The 22,238-nt window shown below is 37.3% G+C and carries 9 protein-coding genes; all 9 read left to right on the forward strand.

Annotation, left to right across the window (positions count from 1 at the left end):
- The first annotated feature begins 17 nt into the window (after positions 1 to 17).
- The 9 genes from ICJ85_RS06980 to ICJ85_RS07020 all read left to right on the forward strand — a co-directional run bounded on the left by ICJ85_RS06980 (position 18) and on the right by ICJ85_RS07020 (position 22,074).
- Positions 18 to 1,163 carry a glycoside hydrolase family protein gene (locus ICJ85_RS06980; protein WP_188223048.1) on the forward strand — a complete coding sequence of 382 codons (1,146 nt, stop codon included), beginning with the start codon at positions 18 to 20 and terminating at the stop codon, positions 1,161 to 1,163.
- Complete coding sequence (locus ICJ85_RS06985) at positions 1,141 to 4,437, forward strand: glycoside hydrolase family 2 TIM barrel-domain containing protein (RefSeq protein WP_188223049.1); 3,297 nt, start codon at positions 1,141 to 1,143, stop codon at positions 4,435 to 4,437. Before ICJ85_RS06980 ends, ICJ85_RS06985 begins: the two co-directional genes overlap by 23 nt.
- Positions 4,437 to 7,817, forward strand: a complete 3,381-nt coding sequence (locus ICJ85_RS06990) for a glycosyl hydrolase (RefSeq protein WP_188223050.1) — start codon at positions 4,437 to 4,439, stop codon at positions 7,815 to 7,817. The genes ICJ85_RS06985 and ICJ85_RS06990 overlap by 1 nt, the downstream gene beginning before the upstream one ends.
- A gap of 70 nt (positions 7,818 to 7,887) precedes the next feature.
- A complete protein-coding gene (locus ICJ85_RS06995) occupies positions 7,888 to 9,318 on the forward strand; it encodes a sialate O-acetylesterase (protein WP_188223051.1) in 1,431 nt (476 codons plus the stop codon).
- Positions 9,319 to 9,442: 124 nt separating this feature from the next.
- Positions 9,443 to 11,767 carry a DUF5703 domain-containing protein gene (locus ICJ85_RS07000; protein WP_188223052.1) on the forward strand — a complete coding sequence of 775 codons (2,325 nt, stop codon included), beginning with the start codon at positions 9,443 to 9,445 and terminating at the stop codon, positions 11,765 to 11,767.
- Position 11,768: 1 nt separating this feature from the next.
- Positions 11,769 to 14,246, forward strand: a complete 2,478-nt coding sequence (locus ICJ85_RS07005) for a pectate lyase family protein (protein WP_188223053.1) — start codon at positions 11,769 to 11,771, stop codon at positions 14,244 to 14,246.
- Positions 14,247 to 14,259: 13 nt separating this feature from the next.
- A complete protein-coding gene (locus tag ICJ85_RS07010) occupies positions 14,260 to 16,272 on the forward strand; it encodes an aceric acid hydrolase (RefSeq protein ID WP_188223054.1) in 2,013 nt (670 codons plus the stop codon).
- 482 nt (positions 16,273 to 16,754) lie between these two features.
- A complete protein-coding gene (locus ICJ85_RS07015; protein ID WP_188223055.1) occupies positions 16,755 to 20,099 on the forward strand; it encodes a SusC/RagA family TonB-linked outer membrane protein in 3,345 nt (1,114 codons plus the stop codon).
- Between the two features lie 19 nt (positions 20,100 to 20,118).
- Positions 20,119 to 22,074, forward strand: coding sequence for a RagB/SusD family nutrient uptake outer membrane protein (locus ICJ85_RS07020; RefSeq protein WP_188223056.1), 1,956 nt, complete (start codon positions 20,119 to 20,121; stop codon positions 22,072 to 22,074).
- Positions 22,075 to 22,238 lie beyond the last annotated feature (164 nt).

The raw sequence follows: 22,238 nt of genomic DNA on the forward strand, positions 1-22,238 counted from the left end.
AAAAATAAAAAGTGAAAATGAAATCAAAAGGTATTTTACAATTTGCTGCAATAATCGGTGTTCTGGTTTCAGTAATTTCCTGTGTTTCAAAACCTGAAAAGTTGAAGAAACGCGAGATTACCGATGCCGTAATGGAAGAGATTTATAACGAAATTAAAACGCCATACAAATACGGTATGGTGATGGTGCCAACGGATAACTCTTATAAAATGGATTGTCCGAGTATTTATAAAAAAGATGGTAAGTGGTATATGACTTACCTCATTTTTGAAGGTCGTGGTTACGAAACCTGGCTGGCTGAAAGTGACGATTTATTACACTGGAATCACTTAGGAAAAGTCATGTCGTTTTCAAAAGATACTACTGAATGGGATGTGAATCAAAAAGCGGGATATATTGCGTTACAAGACCCAACTTGGGGAGGTTCTTATGCTTGGGAGCCTTACGATGGAAAATATTGGGTGAGTTATTTTGGTGGTAATACTACAGGTTATGAAGCCGGAATTTTATCAATGGGTATGGCTTACGCCGATGAGTTGCCAACCACGCCAAAAGAGTTTAAACGTTTACCTGAACCTGTATTAAGACCAAACGATGATAAAGCCAGATGGTGGGATAACAGTACTATGTATAAAAGTTCAGTGATTCGTGATGTGGAGAAGGAAACAGGTCATGAATTCATTATGTATTACAACGCTCGCGGTGATAGTATCAATCCGGCGAAAGGTGCTGAACGTATTGCAATGGCAGTTTCAGACGATATGAAAAACTGGAAACGTTACGGTGATGCGCCATTGATTAATCATCATAGAGGTATTTCAGGTGATGCCTATATTCAACGCATCAACGATACCTGGGTCATGTTTTATTTTGGAGCCTTCTGGACAGGTTGGGATCAAGGTGCATTCAACCGTTTTGCCGTGTCCAACGATTTAATTCACTGGAAAGACTGGGAAGGCGATAATTTAATTGAATCTTCAGAACCTTACGACGATATGTTTGCTCACAAATCGTTTGTGGTAAAGCACGATGGTATTGTGTATCATTATTATTGTGCGGTTAACAAAGCCGGGCAACGAGGTATTGCTTTAGCGACGTCTAAAGATATTGGAACAAGCGATTTACATTTTGTAAAACCAGATGATGAAGAGAAGAAAGAGTAACATATTATTTTTAGGAGCTTTTTGCTGGCTTTTAGGACTACAAGCGCAAACCGTGACAGGTGAATTATCAGGTATTCCTGAAGCACCTAAAAAATACACCTATGCGCCATGGGAAGACCCCTTGGTAACCAGTATAAACCGCCAACCGGCAAGGGCGACGGCTTACTCGTATAAAACGGTAGAGGATGCCTTGGAAGGCAATCGAGAGAAAAGCCGGTTGGTGATGCTTAATGGCGAATGGGATTTTAAGTATTCTGTGAATCTCGATCAGGCACCAAAAGATTTTTATAAAACTGAAGTTAAAGGCTGGGATAAAATTGAAGTGCCATCTAACTGGGAATTAAAAGGCTACGATATTCCAATTTATAAAAGTGCGGTATATCCATTCAGACCTATAAATCCGCCATATGTACCGAAAGATACAAACGGTATTGGGTCGTATCAGCATAAATTTAAAGTACCTAAAGACTGGCAGAAAGATATGACGGTAACGCTTCATTTTGGAGGCGTGAGTTCGGCATTTCAGGTATGGTTAAATGGTGAATTTTTGGGTTATGGCGAAGATAGTTTTTTGCCTTCAGAATTTAATATTTCACCTTATATAAAAGAAGGTGAAAATGTATTGTCGGTTCAGGTGATGCGTTATAGTGATGGTGCTTATCTAGAAGATCAGGATCACTGGCGTATGAGTGGTATTCAGCGTGATGTCTTTATTATGGCAGAACCAAAATTGCGTATTCAGGATTTCTTCTATCAAACAAAACTTGATAAGCAATATAAAAATGCGGTGTTTCAATTGCGTCCGAAACTGGAAAATCTAACAGGAGATTCGGTTCGAAATGCGTCGTTTGAATATCAGTTATACAACGATAAAAATGAAGCCTTATTTAAAACCTTCAAGGATACGTTGGCAAAAGCCATTGTTAATGAAAGTTACCCGCGTTTAGATAATGTGCGTTTTGGTTTCTTTGAAAATAAGATTGTGAATCCGAAGAAATGGAGTTCCGAAGACCCTAACCTGTACACTTTGGTGATGATTTTAAAGGATGAAAATGGAAGTATTTCCGAAGTAAAATCCTGTAAAGTCGGTTTCCGTTCTATTGAGTTTTCAAAAGACAATGGTAAATTGTTAATAAACGGAAAGGAAACGTATATCTACGGTGTTAATCGTCATGATCATCATCCGGTTCGTGGAAAGGCCCTAACGCGTGCTGATATTGAGCAGGATGTTAAAACGATTAAGCAGTTTAATTTTAATACTATAAGAACGAGTCATTATCCAAACGATCCGTATTTCTACGAATTATGCGATGAATATGGTATTATGGTGATGGATGAAGCGAATCTTGAAACTCATGGTATTGGCGGGATGTTAAGTAATAATCCAAGTTGGACACATGCTTATATGGAGCGCATGAGCCGCATGGTGGAGCGTGATAAAAACCATCCGAGTGTGATTATGTGGAGTTTGGGTAATGAGTCTGGTAAAGGACCTAATCATGCGTCTATGGCAGCCTGGACACGTGATTTCGATATTACGAGACCAATACATTACGAGCCTGCACAAGGGAACCCAAGATTAGATGGTTATATCGATGAACGCGACCCAAGGTATCCTTCAACAGGCGATCATTCCCACCGCTTTGAGAATCCGCAGGACGATTGGTATGTGGATATGGTGAGTCGTTTTTATCCGGGAGTATTTACACCTCAATTCTTGTTGGATAATAAAGCGGATACACGTCCGATTTTATTTGTAGAATATTCACATTCCATGGGGAATTCAACAGGTAATATGAAAGAATTCTGGGATGAATTCAGACGCCTGCCAAGAATGATTGGCGGCTGTATCTGGGATTACAAAGATCAGGGCTTATTAAAAGTTGATGAAAAAACAGGACAGGAGTTTTATGCTTATGGTGGTGATTTTGGAGAAGTTCGTCACGATGGTAATTTCTGTATTAATGGTATTGTTGCTTCCGATGGACGACCAAAAGCAGCTATGTACGAAAACAAATGGGTATATCAGCCGGCAACATCAAGTTTTAACGGGCGTCAAGTAACCGTTAAAAATCGACGTGCAGAAAAATCGTTGGACGATTTAACTCCGGTGTTAAGCATGCTGTTAAACGGTAAAGTATTTAAAGAAGTTGCATTAACACCATTAAATTTAAAAGCAGGAGATAGTACAACTATTGATTTGAACAAATATCTGCCAATGGTTAAAACCAAAGGAGAGGTGACTTACGAAATTCAGTTTCAACTTTCAGAAGATACGCCTTGGGCTAAAAAAGGTTTTGTTGTCGCTAAAGACCAGTTTCCACCAAAACAATTAAGAGATAAAACGTATTTATTTTCAAACTTAAAAGGAAGTATTTCAGCTGAAGAAAATAGTGACGATATAGAAGTTTTAGGGAAAAACTTCAACATTAAATTTAATAAAGAAAACGGGTCTTTAAGTTCGTATGTATTTAATAACGAAGAACAGGTGTTTGCGCCGTTATTGCCAAATTTTACCCGTCCGTTTACCGATAACGACAGTAAAGGATGGAAACCGCATAAAGTATTAAAGCAGTGGTACGACAATACACCTGTGTTAACTTCCGTGAAAACGGAACAATCAGGGAATGATGTGATTGTTATTTCAAATTACAAGATGATTAAAGATAGCGCCAGTGTTTCTGTAACCTACAACATTAAACCTTCAGGATTAATTAAAGTCGATTATAAATTGGAGGCTTCTACCGATTTACCAAACCTTCCAAAAGTGGGTATGCAAATGGGAATCAAAGATGATTTTAGACAAATTTCATGGTACGGAAAGGGAGAAATGGAAAATTACATCGATCGTAATCATGGCTTTTTTGTAGAACGTTACAGTCTGCCGTTAGATGAGTTTATGGAACCTTATGTTAGGCCTCAGGAAAACGGTAACCGAACCGATGTGCGCTGGCTAGCAGGTACAACTTCAACTAAAAACGAAGGATTGTTAGTAGTTGCAAATCAACAACCGCTAAGTATGAGTGTCTGGCCATATACCGAAGAAAATATAAACGAGGCAAAACATACTTACGACCTAAAGGAATCAGGGTACTTAACGGTAAATATCGATTTAATTCAAATGGGTATTGGTGGTAACGATAGCTGGTCGCCAGTTAGTGCGCCAATGGAAAAATATCAGATTCCGTCTAAAGATTACGAGTACAGTTTCTATGTATTGCCTTTTAAAGGGAAAGACGGCTTAAACAAAACATTAGATAAATTTCAGTATTAATGACCTTGTCTTTTAAACATATTTGCCTGATTTTAGTTGCGTTTTTACTGTCTTGTAACCAACAAGAACCGCAAAAGCTATCTTATTTTGAACCAACCGAAGATTCTTCGAAACCTTGGGTGTATTGGTATTGGATGCGTAGTGCCTATTCTAAAGAAGGCATTACCGCCGATTTAGAAGCTATGAAACAAGCGGGTATTCGCGGGGCTTATTTAATGACGATTAAAGGACCGGATGAAGAGCCTTTAATGAATCCGCCAGTGGTGCAATTGAGCAAAGAATTCTGGGATTTCGTGCGTTGGGCATTAACAGAAGCCGACCGATTAGGATTGAAAATAGCCTTTCATCCCGCAGATGGTTTTGCAGTTGCGGGAGGTCCTTGGATTACCCCGGAATTGTCGATGCAAAAAGTAGTTTGGGCAGACACAATGGTGAGTTCAGAACAAACTAAAGGATTAAAATTACCAGTGCCGGAACATTATAAAGATTATTATCAGGACATTGTTGCGTTTGCCATTCCTGTTAATAAGGTGTTTAAAACATCGGTTCAGGTTCAACCAAAAGTAACAACCTCGATTAATGAAAAGGCCGATTTTTTAACTGATAATTCAACCGAACAAACGCAATTCAGATTAGGAGAGCCGGGCTATATTCAATATGAATTTGAAACGCCTTTTGATTGTAAATCGCTTCAGGTGGAGACGAAAGGAAATAATTATCAGGCGCACCGCATGATTGTTCAAGTGAGCAACGACGGAAAAACCTTTAAAAGCCTTGGTCGTTTGGAAACGCCGCGTTCGGGCTGGCAGGATACCGATGCCTTTTATACGCACAGCCTTTCCGTGAAAGCGAAATATTTTAGGTTTGTTTATAATCCGGAAGGTTCAGAACCAGGTGCCGAAGATATTGATATGGCGAAATGGAATTCACCATTTAAAGTCACAAAAATCATTCTTTCCGAAGAGCCTTTAATTGATAATTATCAAGGGAAATGTGGTGCTGTTTGGCGCATAAGTTCTAGAAATACCGAAGCTCAAATTCCAGAATCAGAATGTGTTAAAACTGAAAACATGGTAAATGTTTCTGAATTTATTGATGCCAATAGCCTTTTAAATTGGGAAGCACCAAAAGGAAACTGGCGTATTATGCGTTTTGGGCATACATCAACCGGACATGAAAATGCAACCGCTGGTGGTGGTCGCGGTCTTGAAGTTGATAAGTTTAACAAAGAAGCAGTTCAATTTCAGTTAGACCACTGGTATGGAGAAATGCGTCGCACCGCAGGAGAGGAACTTGCTTCAAAAGTTGTGGAAATTCTTCATATGGATAGTTGGGAATGTGGCAGCCAGAACTGGTCGCCGGTGTTCAGGGAAGAGTTCAAAACGCGTCGGGGTTATGATATCGTTGAATATTTACCTGTTATGGCTGGTATTCCGTTAGACGATATTGAAAAATCGGAACAGATACTTCACGATATTAGAAAAACCATTGCTGAATTAACTGCTGATAATTTCTTCGGAACCCTAAAAGAAGAGGCCATTAAAACAGGTGTTAAATTTAGTACAGAAAATGTGGCACCAACCATGACTAGCGATGGCTTATTGCATTTTAAATATGTAGATTATCCAAGTGGTGAATTCTGGTTTAGAAGCCCGACGCACGATAAACCAAACGATATGCTTGATGCGATTAATGGCGGACATATTTACGGGCGTGATATTATTCAAGCGGAAGCCTTTACCCAATTACGAATGGATTGGGATGAGCATCCGGGGAATTTAAAAACCATGGCCGATAGAAATTATGCTTTGGGGATTAACCGATTTTTCTATCACGTGTTTATGCACAATCCATGGGTAGATAGAAAACCCGGAATGACTTTGGATCCTATCGGAACCTTTTTTCAACGCGATCAAACCTGGTGGGAACCGGGAAGTGCGTTTTTCGAGTATTGTAAAAATATTCAGTATCAACTTCAAAAAGGACAACCAGTGATTGATTTTGCGGTGTTTACAGGTGAAGATATTCCGTCACGTTCGGTATTACCAGATCGTTTGGTGTCGTTTATGCCGAATATTTTTGGAGCAGAACGAGTGGCTTCCGAGGCTATCCGACTACAAAATGAAGGGCAACCGACAGCAAGAATGCCAAAGGAAGTAAAGTATACCAAAAACAGCACCGATTTATCCGAATGGGTGAATGCTTTAAACGGTTATAAATACGATTCGTTTAATACCGATGTGTTGCTAAATGCTGAAGTGAAAGACGGAAAAGTCGTTTTTAAAAATGCTTTAACGTATAAGTTTTTAGTGTTTCCGGATCATCGAAAAATGATGCCGAGTAACATCATGTCTTTGCAAGTGGCTCAAAAATTAGTGGATTTGGTGAAAGCCGGAGCGACGATTTTAGTTGGTGAAAAACCAGATAAAAAAGCCGAATTAATAACCAGCCAAACCGAATGGCAGGCTTTAGTTGATGAACTTTGGTCGGGAGGCGGAAATAAACAATGGACTTTAGGTAAAGGAAAAGTGATTCAGTTGCCATATTTGGGAGCGACTTTTTCAGAATTGGGAGTGGAACCTAATGTTTTGGTTGATAAAGATATCGCCTGGACGCAGCGTGAAACAGATGAGGAATCGATTTATTTCTTGTCAAATCAATTGGAAGAAACGCGTCAGTTAGAGGTGTCGTTCAGAGTGACTGGAAAAATTCCGGTGTTATATCATCCCATTTCAGATGAAACGGTGGTGTTAGAAAACTGGACCGTTGAAAACGGCAGAACCATTATACCATTACAATTTAAGCCTAATGAAGCTTATTTTATCATTTTTCAAGATGAAACCGATAAAAAGGCATCAATAGGAACTCCAAATTGGTCAAGTTTTAAAACGGTTGAGACATTCAATGAAGACTGGATGCTTCAGTTTGATAAAGACTTTTATGGTCCTTCAGAACCAATGCAAATCAATAAATTATTCGACTGGACGACTTCAACGAATGATAGTATTAAATATTATTCTGGAACGGCGACATACACAAAAACATTCAATTGGAATGAAAGTAAGTCTAATGAGTTTTGGTTGCAGTTTGATGAAGTGAATTGTATCGCTGAGGTGATTTTAAATGACAGACCTTGTGGTGTTGTTTGGACATATCCATATAGAGCAAACATTTCAGAAGCCTTAAAAACAGGAGAAAATACCTTAGAGATTAAAGTAACCAATACCTGGGCAAACCGATTAATAGGTGATGAGAAATTACCAAAAGATCAACGCTTAACTTGGACAACGGCGCCTTTTAGACTAGACGATACCATGATGGTAAAATCAGGTTTACTTGGGGAAATAAAAATTATAAAGAAAACCCAAAATGGGAATTAGGCAAACAATGGTCTTACCTATAAAAATAACTAAATAACTAAACCAGATATTCTTGATTAAATTTAAGTAGATGAAAAATAAAATAGTATTAGTAATAGCATGTGTTTTTAGCGTATTCACTTTGCAAGCTGAAATAAAATTGCCGGCATTATTTACCGATAATATGCTGTTGCAACAACACGGTAATGCACCTATTTGGGGCTGGGCTTCTAAAAGCGAAGGGTTAAAAATTACGACGTCTTGGGATGGTAAAATTTATGAAGTAAAAGCCGATAAAACTGGAAAATGGAAAACCAGTTTACAAACACCTGCGGCAGGCGGCCCATTTACCATTTCGGTTTCTAACGGAAACGAAACGAAACTAATTAACAATGTGTTGATAGGTGAAGTTTGGTTGTGTTCGGGGCAGTCTAACATGGAAATGCCTTTAAAAGGTTTTCCTGGTCAGCCAGTGCAAGGCGGTAACGAAGCCATTGTACGTTCAAATAATAAAAATATTCATTTTATAACCGTACCAAGAGCAACGGTTTTAGAACCAAAGGAAGATTTTGAAGGGGGCTGGCATGTGGCGTCACCAAAAACAACTGCTAATTTTAGTGCAACTGCCTGGTATTTCGGGGCGTTATTACAAGAGGTTTTAGATGTGCCTGTGGGTATGATTGTGGTTTCATATGGTGGCTCAAATGTTGAAGCATGGATGAATGAGGAAATGCTTAAAGATTTCGATTTAGCATTAGATTTACCAAAGAGTGAAGATGATTTAAAGAGTAGTCCAAATCGTGTGCCAACTACGTTGTTTAACGGGATGTTGTCGCCTGTGATTGGCTATGGCATTAAAGGCGCGATCTGGTATCAGGGGGAATCAAATTACGAGCGTCCGTTTCAATATAAAGATTTATTCAAAAAGATGGTAATGTCTTGGCGGGAGTTATGGAATCAGGGCGAATTTCCGTTCTATTTCGCGCAAATAGCTCCGTTTGATTATGCACGTTTTCATCCCAACGATAATAAAGAAGAATTCAATTCAGCTTACTTAAGAGAAGCGCAGTTAAAAGCTTCAAAAGAAATTCCGAATTCAGGAATGGCGGTGTTATTAGATGTTGGTGAGTTTGGAAATATTCACCCGGCACAAAAAAATAAAGGAGGAGAACGTCTGGCATATCAGGCATTAGCAAAAACTTATGGTTTTGAAGGATTTGAGTTTGAAAGTCCGGGGTACAACGCTATGGAAATTAAAGGAAGTACGGTAACCGTATCGTTTAATAATGTGCCGAACGGTGTAACGTCTTACGATAAAGAAGTAGTTGGTTTCGAAATCGCAGGGGAGAATAAAGTGTTCTATCCGGCACAGGCTGTTTTAAGAAGAAAATCGGTGTTGTTATCGTCACCACAGGTTGAAAAACCGGTCGCTGTGCGATACTTATTTAAAGATTTCACAAAAGCCGAAATTTTCAGTACGGGAGGTTTACCAATGTCGTCGTTTAGAACAGATGAGTGGTAGGGCTTTATAAAACAAAATAGAATTTTTGTCACCCTGAATTTATTTCAGGGTCTCACAAAATAATACAGTTTTATGAGATGCCGAAACAAGTTCGGCATGACAAAATAATTGATAATAAAGAAAATTGAAAAAATTAATACTCCACATATTTCTTTTTACAGCGCTTTTTTCAGTAAAAGCACAAATCCCTACGCTTGAAAATTACAATCAGGTTTGGACGACCCAAAGTAAAAATGCATCAGAATCTATGCCTTTAGGCGGCGGTGATATTGGTGTAAATGTTTGGGTTGAACAAGGCAATCTGTATTTCTATTTTTCAAAAAGTGGCACCTTCGACGAGCATAATACTTTATTAAAATTAGGACGTGTAAAAGTAGAATTAACACCGAATCCGTTTAAAAATGATGAAGGTTTTCATCAGGAACTCGTTTTAAAAGATGGCTATATTACGGTTTCACAAAATAATACAGAAGTGAAACTTTGGGTTGATGTGTTCAGTCCGGTGATTCATGTAGATGTAAAAAGTAAAGAGGCTTTAACCATGCAAGCCTCGTACGAAAGCTGGCGATATAAAAATCGAAAAGTTGAAGGTCGTGCGAATAATGCCAATTCTTATAAATGGGCGCCACAAGGCGATATTATAAGCTACAAAGATTCTATCTCTTTTGCCGATAATGGGATTCAGTTTTATCATAAAAACCGAGAGCACACAGTGTTTGATGTTGCGGTAAAGCAGCAAAAAATGGAATCGGTTAAAGAGGACATGATGAACCCTTTAAAGCACCTTACTTTTGGCGGTGTGATGAAGGGAACGAATATGAAATCGAAAGGGGTTTACACAGGTAAATATGTGAATACCGATTTTCAGGGCTTTAGTCTGGTTAGTCGAAAACCAAGCAAAAAGCACAGTTTAGAATTGTATTTACATACGGTTCAAAATGAAGATGTTTCTGTATGGAAACAAGGGCTGCAAGATTTATTAGCTTCATATAAATCTAAAGAAAAGGAAACAAAAACCTGGTGGAACAATTTTTGGGATCGCAGTTTTATTTATACAAAAACCGATAACAAAACACAGAAGGATTCTGCTTATCAGATAGGGCAGAATTATCAGTTGTTTCGTTATATGTTAGGCTGTAATGCCTACGGAAAGTATCCAACAAAATTTAACGGTGGGTTGTTTACTTACGATCCGGTTTACACAAAAGAAGATCATACGTTTACTCCCGATTTTAGAAATTGGGGAGGTGGTACTATGACGCAACAAAATCAGCGACTAGTATATTTTCCGATGTTGAAAAGTGGTGATTTCGATATGATGGTATCGCAGTTAGATTATTATTTAACGCTTCAAAAAAATGCCGAGTTACGAAGTCAAGTATATTGGAATCACAATGGTGCAGCGTTTACCGAACAATTAGAGAATTTTGGTTTACCAAATCCTGCAGAATACGATTGGAAACGTCCTGAAGATTACGATCCTGGTTTGCAATACAACGCGTGGTTAGAATACCAGTGGGATACCGTTTTTGAGTTCTGTAAAATGATGCTAGAGCAAAAGGAATATGCTAATATTGATATTAAAAAGTATAATAATTTTATATTAAGTTGTCTTCGGTTTTTCGATGAACACTATCAGTATTTGGCCAAGAAACGTGGACGAAAAGCTTTAGATGCTAAAGGCCATTTGGTGTTATTTCCGGGGTCGGCAGTAGAGACTTACAAAATGGCGAATAATGCTAATAGTACCATTTCAGCTTTAAAAGTGATTACTGAAAAACTATTAAAGTTGTCATCGGAAGATTTAACTTCAGAAGACGTTGAATATTTAAAAGGCTTTCAAATGCGTATACCTCCTTTAAATTTCAGAGAGATTAATCATCAAAAGGTATTATCTCCGGCGAAAACTTGGGAACGTATTAATAATACTGAAGCCGCACAATTGTATCCGGTGTACCCCTGGAAATTGTATGGCATAGGACAACCAGATTTAGAGGTGGCGCAGAATACGTATAAGTTAGACGAAGATTTAATTAAATTCAGAAGTCATGTTGGGTGGAAGCAAGCCAATATTATGGCTGCCAGACTTGGGTTGACCAATGAAGCTTCAAAATATACCTTATTGAAAATGGCGAATTCCGAAAGGCGTTTTCCAACATTTTGGGGGCCTGGTTTCGATTGGGCTCCTGACCATAACTGGGGAGGCTCGGGTATGATAGGTATGCAGGAGATGCTTATGCAGGAAGTAGATGGTAAAATTTTATTGTTTCCGGCATGGCCAAAACACTGGGATGTACATTTTAAATTACATGCAACTCAAAACACTACCGTTGAAGCGAGACTAGAAAACGGTGAGGTAGAAATTATAAAAGTTATTCCTGAAAGCAGGAAGAAGGATATTCAAAATCTGTTAGATTTTACAATAATTGAAAAAATAAACTTAAACTAAAATGAGAAAAGTAAAACAGACGATAAGTTGTTTGTTTCTATCAACAATAGCGCTTTTAAATGTGCAATGTCAAGGAAATAAACCTGTAGAAAAGCAAACCGTAAAAGTGGATTTCGATTTCTCGGGCAGACGTATATCTGAGGTTCATGATCCGCTATATCAATCTTGGGTAATTAACGAAGGAACAAATGATGAAAAATCGTTTGATGAGGTTACCGTGAAACTTAACGGGGCAATCAATTCAAAATGGTTTAAACTTGGTATGAGTGCTCCTCATTATGCGCAATTAATTAGCGACGGATTAGTCGTTAGTGATAGTTTGGAGTTTTCAATTAGCGGATTAAAACCTGGAAAACATTCATTATTGACTTTTCATAACACATTCGATAAAATTGAAGCCAGAGATTTTCCGGATATTAAAGTTTATGTGAATGATGAATTAGTAAAAACAGTGAAGCCAAGTAACAGAGCATTTTCAAAAGTTGAAGCAAGTACTTCTTATTTGAAATTTAATGCCGAAGCAGATAAAGATGTTGTTGTAAAGTTTAAAATGGACTTAGGAACCGAGCAATGGCATGACGCCTTTTACTACAAACAATTGGTGGTTAATGGTTTTGAAATTGATACCCCAGATATTAAAAAACAAGCCAACACACCATATCCTGAAAATGCAGATGAGCACGTTGTTATCGACGATAAGCTGAATTTACAATGGCAGGCACCTAAGGAAACTAAAGAATATCATGTTTACTTTGGAGAAGATAAGGAAGCGGTTTTAAAAGCCGATGAATCTTCCGAATTATATAAAGGTACATTTACTACTAATAACTACGAGGTTGGCGACTTATATAGTATGAATACTTACTACTGGCGTGTCGATGCTGTTGATGCCACTGGCGACATAACCGAAGGAAATGTATGGTCATTCAGACCGGCACAATTAGCATTTCCCGGCGCTGAAGGTTATGGTCGATTTGCTATTGGTGGCCGTGGAGGAAAAGTAGTTGAGGTGACTAATTTAAATGATGACGGGCCAGGCAGTTTCCGTGAAGCCGTAACAAATAGCATTGGTCCGAGAACGATTGTTTTTAATGTGTCTGGAAATATAGAATTAAAATCGAGATTAGTTATAAGCGACCCTTACGTTACTGTAGCAGGGCAAACTGCTCCTGGCGAAGGGATAACCATAAGCAGAGCGCCAGTGGGGTTAACAGGTGATGAAGGGATTATGCGTTTTGTACGTGTTAGAATTGGTGCGGGTAGAACGTACGATGGTATGGGGCTTACCGGAGCAAACAACAGTATTATAGACCATTGTTCAATCAGTTGGACGATTGACGAGTCCTTTAGCTCTCGTGGAGCGCATCATATCACGTTACAACGAACATTAATTTCCGAAGCTTTAAATGTGGCAGAACATGGTAAGTATGGAACAGGAAAAATGCATGGGTATGCAGCGACTATTGGTGGAGATATTGGAAGTTTTCATCATAATTTATTAGCGCATAATTACGGAAGAAACTGGAGTATGGGTGGTGGATTAAACGGAGATGGATATTATTCAGGGCGTTTAGATATCCGTAATAATGTGGTGTATAACTGGGGACACCGCACCACCGATGGTGGTGCCAACGAGGTGAATTTTGTCAATAACTATTACAAACCCGGAGCAGCGACTGATATTTTTGTGGCTTTAACAGCCGACCATGAAGGAGTAGGCAAAGGAAGTCAGCGTTATTATTTTGAAGGTAATGTGATGCCAGGCTATTTTGATGAAAATAGTCAGGAAAAAGGAAGACGCTCGCGAATTAAGAATAATGAAATTGTCGATTATGAAACCTTTGTTGATGAGCCGTTTTTCCCATCTTATGTGAATACTCAATCAGCACAATCAGCATACAAAAATGTATTGTCCGATGTCGGTTCAACACAACCGTATTTCGATAAACATGATCAACGTATTATTGATGAAACGTTGAAAGGTACGTATACCTTTAAAGGTAGTAAAAGTGGGTTGCCAGGTATGATAGATACTGAGTTAGATGCTGGTGGATTTCCTGAATATAATAGTGAAACACGTCCGGAATCATGGGATACCGACCATGATGGTTTACCAAACTGGTGGGAAGAAGCTAAAGGTTTCAATGTGAATTCCGCTGCTAATGATTTTTCAGATGCGAATAAAGATGAGGATAAAGACGGATTTACCCAATTGGAGGATTATTTAAACTGGATGGCACAACCGCATTATTTTGTTTCAGAAAGCGAAACTTTAGAATTCAATGTTGCCGATTATTTTAAAGGTTATGAAAGTAAACCAAAGTATAGTTATTCGAATGTTGTTAACGGAATGGTTGAGTTGAAAAATGGAAAGCTAGCTTTTGAACCTTCGGAAAAAGGCTTTGCTTCGTTTAGTATTTCGGTTAAGGATGCAGATGGTGATACCATGACAAGATTGATAAATGTGTTTGTGAAATAAAAAGTATTAACAAATGAAAAATAAAATAGTTTTAATCGGCCTAATGGCAGCAAGTGCTTTGTCGTTTTCTCAAGACAAGGGGCTGGTTGCAAATGCTGATAGTCCGCATACAAAACTGCATAGTGTGAATTTACAGGATGTGCAGTGGACTGATGGTTTTTGGAAAGAGCAGTTTGATATAGGTGTTGAAAACACCCTGCCTTACATGTGGGATTTGTATCATAACGATTCCATTACACATGCCTATGCCAACTTTAAGATTGCTGCAGGTTTAGAAAAGGGTAAGCATAGTGGACCTTCATTTCACGATGGCGATTTTTATAAAATCCTTGAAGGTATGGCAGCAGCATATGCTGTGACGCAAGATCCGGAATTGGATAAGGAAATGGATACAACTATTGCCATGTTTGCAAAAGCACAACGAAAAGATGGATACATCAATACTCCCGTACTAATTGAAGAACGTTGGGGAACCTTAGGGCCTGAAGAATTACAGAAGCAATTAGGATTCGAGAAATATAACATGGGACATTTAATGACCGCCGCTTGCGTACATTATCGTGCTACTGGAAAAACGAATTTTTTAGAAGTAGCAAAAGGTGTTGCCGATTTCTTATATGATTTTTATAAAAAAGCGTCGCCAGAATTAGCAAGAAACGCCATTTGTCCGTCACATTACATGGGTATTGTTGAAATGTACCGTACGGTTAAAGATCCACGCTATTTAGAATTAGCCAATAACTTGATTGATATTCGAGGAACCACAGATGATGGTACAGATGACAACCAGGATCGCGTACCGTTTAGAGAACAAACGACTGCTATGGGGCATGCGGTAAGAGCGAATTATTTGTATGCTGGAATTGCAGATTTATATGCCGAAACAGGTGAAGATAAACTTCTGGAAAATCTAAAGTCGATTTGGGAAGATGTGGTTTATAGAAAAATGTATATCACTGGAGCTTGTGGTGCCTTATATGATGGCGTGTCTCCAGACGGAACCGTTTACGATCCTTCAATAGTTCAAAAAATCCATCAGGCGTATGGTCGTCCTTATCAATTACCCAATGCTACTGCTCATAATGAAACCTGTGCCAATATCGGGAATGTGCTTTGGAACTGGCGTATGTTGCAAATTACAGGAGATGCAAAGTATGCCGATATTGTGGAATTAGCACTTTATAATAGTGTACTGTCAGGAGTAAGTTTAGAAGGAAAGGAATTTTGTTATAATAACCCGCTAAACGTATCGGAAGATTTACCGTTTCAACAACGCTGGGGGAGCAAACGAGAAGGTTACATAGCACTGTCAAATTGTTGTGCACCTAATGTAACGCGTACCTTAACTGAAATTGGGAATTATGCTTATAATTTATCAAAAGAAGGTTTATATGTAAACCTTTTTGGAAGCAATGATTTAAAAACAGTAACGCCCAATGGCGATAAGTTAGTAATCGAACAGAAAACCAACTACCCATGGGATGGTAAGATAATCTTAAAAATTGTAAAGGCACCAAAATCGGAATATGCAATAAATTTAAGAATTCCGGGCTGGAGTCAAGGAGCGCAGATTTCTATAAATGATAAAAAAACGAATTTTAGCTCTAATTTAGGGTATGCCACAGTAGCTAAAAAATGGAAAAAAGGTGATGTGATAGAATTGAACTTGCCAATGCCTGTTGAATTGATGCAGGCAAATCCTTTGGTTGAGGAAACTAAAAATCAGGTAGCCGTAAAACGAGGTCCAATTGTGTATTGTTTAGAGTCTGATGACTTATCTGAAAAAGCTGAAATTAACTCCATTGTTTTAGATATTAATTCAGAGTTAGATTTAAAAGATATCGTGATTAATAATAGAAATGTTAAAGGAATCACTTGCAAAGGCTTTGTTGAAAATGATAACTGGAAAAGTACATTATATAGACCAATTTTAAAGGAGAAAAAAGAAGTTAATTTAACGCTTGTGCCATATTATACTTGGGGTAACCGTAATCAGGAAGAAATGACAGTTTGGTTACCTTATTAGATGTTTTTTGTAGGTTGATTTTTAGATTTAATAAAAGAAAAAGGCTAATAAACATATGTTTATTAGCCTTTTTCTTTTTATCTTTATTAGCCTTCAATTTATCTAGAATAAATTCAGTAAAAGTTTAGGTTTTAAAGTCTGCTTTAAATAAACTAGAATGTTATAATTTTTTTGACTCATGAGTACTGAATTGACTGAATTTAGAAGTGTTTATTATTGTGTAGCGATGTATTTCGTAAAAATATCGATAAGTATTAAACGTTTGTTTTTTAAATTAATGATTTTTAGATATTATACCGAATTGTTTTTCAGTTTGTTATGGAACAACATCATCAAATACATAAAAAATGATTTATAAAATCGGTCGACGTTCAAAAATAACAGTTAAATATTGTTAAATTCATAATCTTAGCGCAATTATTGTTAAGGTCGATTCTATCGATAAGCCAAACAAATTAAATAAATAATTAAACTAAACAAGTATGAAAAAAACATTTACAAATTTTTGTATGTTGTTGCTATTTAGTCTGGCATGTATGTCGGTATATGCGCAGGATGCTAATAGTGAAAAAGCTGTTACAGGAACAGTGGTAGATCCTTTAGGGGTGCCTTTACCAGGGGTTAACATCATAGAAAAAGGGACTGCCAATGGTGTAGTGACTAACTTTGATGGAGAGTTTTCTATCTCTGTAAAAGAGGAGGCTATGCTGGTGTTTTCATTCGTAGGAATGAAAACAACTGAGGTTTCTGTAAAAGGCACTACAGTCCTTAATGTCACATTACAAGAAGATACAGCATCTTTAGATGAGGTTGTTATAGTAGGATATGGCGCTCAGAAAAGAGAAAATTTAACAGGGGCGATTGCTACTATTAAACCAGAAGATGTTCAGGATTTACCTGTGTCTAACTTAGCTGAAGCTTTAGTGGGGCAGGTTCCGGGAGTTAATGTTTCTGGTGGTTCTTCACGTCCTGGTGAGGCAGCAACAATTCAAATTCGTCAAACATTCGGGTTTTCAAAGGACGGTAATACTACATTACCTTTAGTTGTAATCGATGATATGGTGCAGGTGGATCCAGAGACAGGATTACCAACTTTGGAAACTTTTAATAGGTTAGATCCTTCAGAGATTGAAAGTATTACGGTGTTAAAAGATGCCTCTGCTGCTATCTATGGTTCTCGTGCTTCTCAAGGAGCTATTGTTGTAAAAACGAAACGTGGTAAAGCTGGCAAAACTAGCTTTAGCTACAATAGTCAGTTTGCGTTCAACGATGCTGTAAGTCATTCAAAAACCATGAATGCTTATGATTTCGGAGTTTGGATGAATCGTTATTTAAGAACGGACAATAGAGATAGTGAAGGAAGAAATCTTTTTTCAACTGAAGAGTTAGAAGAAATGAAATCTTTAGATTATGATTGGTTAGATAAAGCATGGTCTAGCGCAGGTCAGCAAAGACACTCGCTTACTGTAAGTGGAGGTAACGATAAAGCTACTTATTTTGCAGGGGCTACTTACTTTTCACAAGGAGCTAACTTAGGAGATCAAGATTATAACAAGTGGAATTTTAGAACAGGAGTTAACGCTAAAATTACTGAAAATTTAGATTTATCGGCTTCTGTATCTGGTAATATTGGGTCGGTTGAAAAATCGTTTACAAAATCTATCACATTAAATGATGGAAGTTATGGTTCAAGAACTAATGGCGAGCAAGCTGATTATGGAATCTTATTGCATATGCCTAAGTATGTGCCATGGGATACTACAGTAGGAGGAGAAACATATTGGATGTCTCCGTTCCCTAGAACAGATCGTAATTTAGGTAGCGCTAATACTAACCGTACTATTGCTGGTTGGAACTACTTTGCTACGTTAAATAATGGTTCTAAACAAATTGAAGATGATAATACGTTTAACGTAAATATGTCTTTAAACTATAAAGTACCATTTATAGATGGACTATCTTTAAAAGGAACTTTCTCTAGAAATCAAAGTTCTTCATATACAGAACAAATTCAGTTGCCTTACGAGTTAGCTAGAATTAAAAATTATAACAGTGAAGGAAATCACTTAGCGAGTGCTGCTGAGGATAATGATTATACGATTCAAACGAATAGTCAAAGATCCAGAGTGTACTATAATAATTATAATAGCAGAAGTACACAAGCCAACTTCTTTGTTAATTATGCAAAGACTTTCGGAGATCATGATGTTAGTGCTATGTTTGGTATAGAGCGTTCTGAGTCTGATTTCAAAAGTACACGTTTAGCGTTTGAAGGTACATCAGGAGATTATTTAGGAACGTATCAAACAGCTGGTGAGATTACTGATAACTCAACAGCTTTAAAGGGGGAGTCTGGAACGCTGTCTTATTTAGGACGTATTAACTACAGTTATAAAGATAAATACTTATTACAATTGTTATTCCGTAGTGATGCATCTACAAAGTTTGCTCCGGAGAACTATTGGGGCTTCTTCCCTTCTGCTCAAGTAGGTTGGATTATGTCTAGAGAAAACTGGTTTGAAGATGCTTTACCATGGGTAGATTATTTTAAAGTACGTTACTCAGTAGGTAAAACAGGTAAAGATAATATTAAAGCCTGGAGATGGGCACAGTACTACGATATCTTTACAAACAAAGGCTACCAGTTTGGATCTGACGGAGGTACGTTAGGTGGAGGTTTAACACCTCAGGTTAACCCGAATAGAAATGTAAAATGGGATACAACAATCAAACATAACCTTGGTTTTGATATCAATGTCTTGGAAAATAGATTGCGTTTAACAGCAGATACTTATTATGACAGAACAACAGACATGTTAACTAATATGGCAAGTTCTTCTGGAGTGCCTATTTCAGTTGGAGGTGGTTTCGCTGAACAAAATTATGCGTCTGTTGATGCTTGGGGTTCTGAATTTAGTGTAAACTGGAGTGATGACATTAAAGAAGATTTTAGTTATAATGTTGGTGTTAACTTTGGTTTTAATAACAATAAAGTAAAAAAATATCCAGAGCAAGCGTTAGTGCACCCTGCTAACAATATAACTCAAGAAGGGGAATCATTAATTTTTCCTTCATGGGGTTTCAAAACATGGAAAGGAACATCTACTGGTGATGGAATTTTAAGAACAGATGAAGATATTGCTAGTTACTGGGATTATTTAACCGGTTTAGCGTCTGCAGCGGGAACAGATCCTAGCTATTTAGGAATCAATAGTGTTGATGGGATTAGAAAAGGAATGTTGGCTTATCAGGATATAGGGGGAGCTTTTAATAGTGAGGATGGAACTCAAGAAGGGCCTAATGGTAGAATTGATCGCGAGCTGGATTATGTTAAGTTAGTTAAGAAAAATAGAAGTTATGGGTTTACAACTAATTTAGGGGCTAGATATAAAGGGTTATATTTTAGATCTCAGATTAGTACAACTTGGGGAGGTCTAAGAATGATAGATCTTGTAAAACAAGGAACATCGTCATCTCATAACATGTGGTCTCATGAAAGTTATTGGACCGATATGTATGATGAAACTGATAATGTAGATGGGAAATATCCAAGTTTAGTATTCGCTGATCAAATTTCTGCGCCTTCAGATTTCTGGATGTTAGATACCTTCCGTTGCTTTGTTAAAAACTTAACAGTAGGATATGAATTACCAAAAGATATAATGTCTCAAATAAATATTAGTAAAGCGACAATTGGTATTACTGGTAATAACCTTTGGGATTTCTATAACCCGTATCCAGATAAGTATCGTAATATGTATGATAACTCATACGAGAGATACCCTACACTTAGAACTTGGACAGTTAACCTAAGTGTGTCATTCTAATAAAAATATGAGAAGAATTATGAAAACAAAAATTAATATATATATAGCCTTAGCACTTTTATTAGTTGTGGGTGCTTCATGTAGTGATAATTTTCTGGAAGAAAAAAGACAGTTCGGAAAATATGATGACACATTTTATGAAAGTCAGGAGCGTGTAGATTGGTATATCAACAACGTGTATTTCGATTATTTTGCTGGCTACACAAGTCCATTATCCACAATTGTTGGAAGTTATTCGCAAACAAATTCACGTTTAACCGAGGAAATTGGAGGTGTACAAGATTTAATTAACCCAACAATTACGTTAGTTAATGCCGACGATGGTTCTGGGTATTACGGTTCTAAATTAGAAAATAAGGTTAAAAATGAGCCTTATCATAGAATTAGAGATATCAACACTTTTTTAGAAGAAATTGATGTTAAAGGTGGAGGGCTAGATGAAGATTATCGCGATTTAGCCAAAGGTCAAATGTACTATTTACGTGCCTTACAGTATTTCGATTTAATGCGTGTTTACGGTGGTGTTCCAATCGTTACAGAGGTTCAGGAAGCTTCATCAACAGATGAAAGTATTAAATTACCAAGAGCTAGTGTTTCTGAAGTTGTAGCGCAAATCGTTGCCGATTTTGATATGGCAGCGAGTTTATTGCCAGGTAATTGGGACGCCTCAGAATATGGTCGTTTTACAAGAGGAGCGGCTTTAGCGCAAAAAGCAAGAGTACTATTAACCTATGCTAGTCCATTATTTAACACGTCGTGGGATGCTTCAACCGAGCGTTGGCAAGCAGCTTTAGATGCTGGTTTAGCAGCAGAGGTTCAGTTAACAGCTGATGGTTATGGGTTATATGGAACTTCAGCCAAAGACTGGCAAGAGATGTTCTTAATAGATAATTCATTTTGTTCAGAAGCTATTACGGTGCAAATGTTAGGTAATGGTAACAATACTAGTATTTTAAATAACTCATGGGAAAATAATGTGCGTTTAACAAGTCAAGCTGGTAGTGGTGGTTTATCTGCTCCTAAAGAAATGATTGACTTGTTCCCAATGGCAGATGGGTCTAAGCCAACAGCAGCAAATGGATATGATGAATTTTTATTTTTTGTAGATCGTGATCCAAGATTCTACAGAACATTCGCCTTCTCAGGAAGTAAATGGGGATATAAAGATAATGCCGATGAAACAGTTTGGGCTTACCGTTGGTTAGACGATACCGATACGGCTTATTATAGTGATAACAATCAAGTATCTAGCCCTGTTTTCGTTAGAAAAATGTCTGATATTAATGAAAGTAATGATAATTTCCAGTATTCAGGAACTGATATTTTTGAATATAGATATGCAGAGTTGCTGTTAAATATTGCTGAAGCTTACGCAGGATTAGGCGATACATCTAATTGCTTGGCTTATTTAGGTAAAGTAAGAAATCGTGTAGGAATTCCTTCAACCAATAATTACGGAATTGGAACTTTATCTGATAAATATGCTGCGATTAATGCATGTTTATATGAGCGTCAGGTTGAATTAGCTTATGAAGGTAAACGTTTTTGGGATGTACAGCGTTGGATGTTATATAATGATGATGCATCTGCAAACAATACGACTTGTGCAGTTTTAGGAGTAACGCCGTTAAACGGAACACAACGTACAGGGCATTATTTAGAATATAACGCAGTGGCAACTAGTGATAATCCTTTAGCAGGAACTATAGATGGAATATCTGTAGATCCTGACGCAGCAGATTTTGACACTCAAATTCAAAATTTAGCAACAATTTATACCAATAATTTTGTTTTAACAGATTTAGAAAATCCAATGGATAATGTAAATGGAACAGCTGTTCAAATCGATTGGAAACAAAATTATTATATCATGGGATTACAATCAAGTGTGTTAAGTCAAAACCCTTGGCTTGAGCAAACGATAGGATGGAAAGATGCTACAGGATCTGAAGGAACTTTCGATTATCAAAATTAATTTTTTAAGAAATGCTCAATTTTAAGAGTATTTCTTTTTAAATCTTTTGTTTAAATGAGTATAATTAAATACCTGTATTTTTTCTAGTAAATACAGGTATTTTTTTTCTAGATGAATTAAACTTTTATACAATATAAGTGTCTAAAAAACACTAACTGCTCGTG

It is taken from the genome of Aestuariibaculum marinum, assembly GCF_014596975.1.
Classification (GTDB): Bacteria; Bacteroidota; Bacteroidia; order Flavobacteriales; family Flavobacteriaceae; genus Aestuariibaculum; species Aestuariibaculum marinum.

Bases quoted from the DNA above. Each gene is read 5' to 3' on its own strand.
- ICJ85_RS06980 (WP_188223048.1), top strand. From the start codon at position 18: ATGAAATCAAAAGGTATTTTACAATTTGCTGCAATAATCGGTGTTCTG.
- ICJ85_RS06985 (WP_188223049.1), top strand. From the start codon at position 1,141: ATGATGAAGAGAAGAAAGAGTAACATATTATTTTTAGGAGCTTTTTGC.
- ICJ85_RS06990 (WP_188223050.1), top strand. From the start codon at position 4,437: ATGACCTTGTCTTTTAAACATATTTGCCTGATTTTAGTTGCGTTTTTA.
- ICJ85_RS06995 (WP_188223051.1), top strand. From the start codon at position 7,888: ATGAAAAATAAAATAGTATTAGTAATAGCATGTGTTTTTAGCGTATTC.
- ICJ85_RS07005 (WP_188223053.1), top strand. From the start codon at position 11,769: ATGAGAAAAGTAAAACAGACGATAAGTTGTTTGTTTCTATCAACAATA.
- ICJ85_RS07010 (WP_188223054.1), top strand. From the start codon at position 14,260: ATGAAAAATAAAATAGTTTTAATCGGCCTAATGGCAGCAAGTGCTTTG.
- ICJ85_RS07015 (WP_188223055.1), top strand. From the start codon at position 16,755: ATGAAAAAAACATTTACAAATTTTTGTATGTTGTTGCTATTTAGTCTG.
- ICJ85_RS07020 (WP_188223056.1), top strand. From the start codon at position 20,119: ATGAAAACAAAAATTAATATATATATAGCCTTAGCACTTTTATTAGTT.